Consider the following 1756-nt stretch of genomic DNA (forward strand, 5'->3'; position numbering starts at 1 on the left):
GAAGGGCTGGACCGGCACCTGCACCACCTGCAACCGACCCCTGCCCCGCAACCGAACCAGACGAAGAACCTAACGAAGCACTACTAGGGCCTGTCCGGCGGATCTTGCCAGGCTCTCCTCGAGCACGGCCGGTACCGCGGCACTTGACGGTACTTCCGACCAATCGGGTCGACACTCGTTCCGAGCTGCGGGAAACTCCTGGCGATGACTCAACGAACCGACACGCCTCCTGCGTGGGACGAGCGTGCGCAGCTGGTCACCTTCCTCGATTACGCCCGTGACACCGCGCGCGCCAAGTGTGCGGGCGTGTCCGCCGAAGACGCCTGCAAGGCCCCGCTCCCGAGTTCGCCGCTGATGACGTTGTGCGGGTTGATCAGCCATCTGCGCTGGGTCGAGTACTACTGGTTCCACGTGATGTTTCTGGGCGAGGAGCTCGCGGGGCCGCTCACCGAGGCGACCGACGATGATCCCGACCCTGAGATGCGGACAGCAGTCGACATCCCGTTGCCCCAGCTTCTCGCCGAGTACGAGGAGCAGAGCGCCCGCTACCGTCGCCTGGTGTCCGAATACGACCTGGACTCGACGGCCAAGCGTCCCATCAGCGACGGCCGCCACGTCGACCTCCGGTGGGTGATCCTCCACCTCATTGAGGAGACGTCCCGCCATAACGGCCACCTCGACGTCGTGCGTGAGCTCGTCGACGGGCGGACCGGCGCCTAAGACCTGTCGAGCAGGTCATGAGCGGAGCCACAGGCGGATCGCTGCCACGGTGACCGTGCCGTGGAAGACGTAGGCCCGCTTGTCGAACCGCGTGGCCACGGCACGGAAGTTCTTCAGCGCCTTGATGGTCCGCTCAACTTCGTTCCTCCGCTTGTAGATCGTCTTGTCGAAACCTGCAGGCCGCCCGCCCTCGCTGCCACGGCGTTTCCGGTTGGCTCGCTGGTTCTTCGGTTCGGGGATGGTGTGCTTGATCTGGCGCCTACGCAGGTAGCGGCGGTTTCGCCGGGAGGAGTACGCCTTGTCACCGCCGAGATGTTCCGGCCGTGTGCGAGGGCGGCCTCCGCCGAGCCGGCCGACACGGACGCGTTCCATGACGGGGATGAGCTGGGGGCGTCGCCCCAATGGCCCGGAGTGATTAGCAGGGACAGCGGGCGGCGGCCGCCTTCACCAGCGAGATGGATCTTGCAGGTCAGTCCGCCCCGGGAGCGTCCGAGGCCCTCGTCGTGGCGGTGCTGCCGTGGCTTGCGTCTTTTCCCCGGCACTCGCGGAGGTCTTCTTCGCGCTCCGGCAGCGTGCTGGTGCGCCCGGCAAGTAGTGGAATCCACGCTCACCATGGACCAGTCGATGCGGCCTTCCGCGTCGGCGTCGGCCAGGACGGACGCGAAGAGCTTGTCCCACGTGCCGTCCGCCGACCAGCGTCTGTGCCGTTCGTACACGGTCTTCCACTTCCCAAAGCGCATAGGCAAATCCCGCCACGGCACCCCGGTCCGATGACGGTAGAGGATCCCATTGATGACCCTGCGGTGGCCAGCCCAACGACCGCCGCGCTCCCCGGACTTCGGCAGATGCGGTTTCAGCCGGGCCCACTCCTCGTTCGTAAGGTCTCCCCGCGGCATGAACACGCCAACGAACGGATCTCCCGGAAGTCACATGATCCGCCGGACAGGTCCTAGTAGTGCTTCGTTAGGTTCTGCGTCTGGTTCGGTTGCGGGGCAGGGGTCGGTTGCAGGTGGTGCAGGTGCCGGTCCAGCCCTTC

The 1756-nt window shown here is 66.2% G+C and carries 2 protein-coding genes; one reads left to right on the plus strand and one right to left on the minus strand.

The features are described from left to right. Positions 1–204: 204 nt before the first annotated feature. Positions 205–720, plus strand: a complete 516-nt coding sequence (locus QNO07_RS27425) for a DinB family protein (protein ID WP_283995244.1) — start codon at positions 205–207, stop codon at positions 718–720. 15 nt (positions 721–735) lie between these two features. On the opposite strand, the gene QNO07_RS27430 is transcribed toward QNO07_RS27425, so the two are convergent. Next, positions 736–1616, minus strand: a protein-coding gene (locus tag QNO07_RS27430; protein WP_502961958.1) for an IS5 family transposase whose coding sequence is annotated in 2 segments (ribosomal slippage) — positions 736–1112 and positions 1112–1616 — 882 coding nt in all. Because the reading frame shifts where the segments join, the coding sequence is not laid out codon by codon here. Positions 1617–1756: the final 140 nt, after the last annotated feature.

The organism is Streptomyces sp. 549 (assembly GCF_030124175.1).
GTDB lineage: Bacteria > Actinomycetota > Actinomycetes > Streptomycetales > Streptomycetaceae > Streptomyces.

Coding starts and splice junctions, on each gene's coding strand:
- QNO07_RS27425 (WP_283995244.1), top strand. CDS start 205: ATGACTCAACGAACCGACACGCCTCCTGCGTGGGACGAGCGTGCGCAG.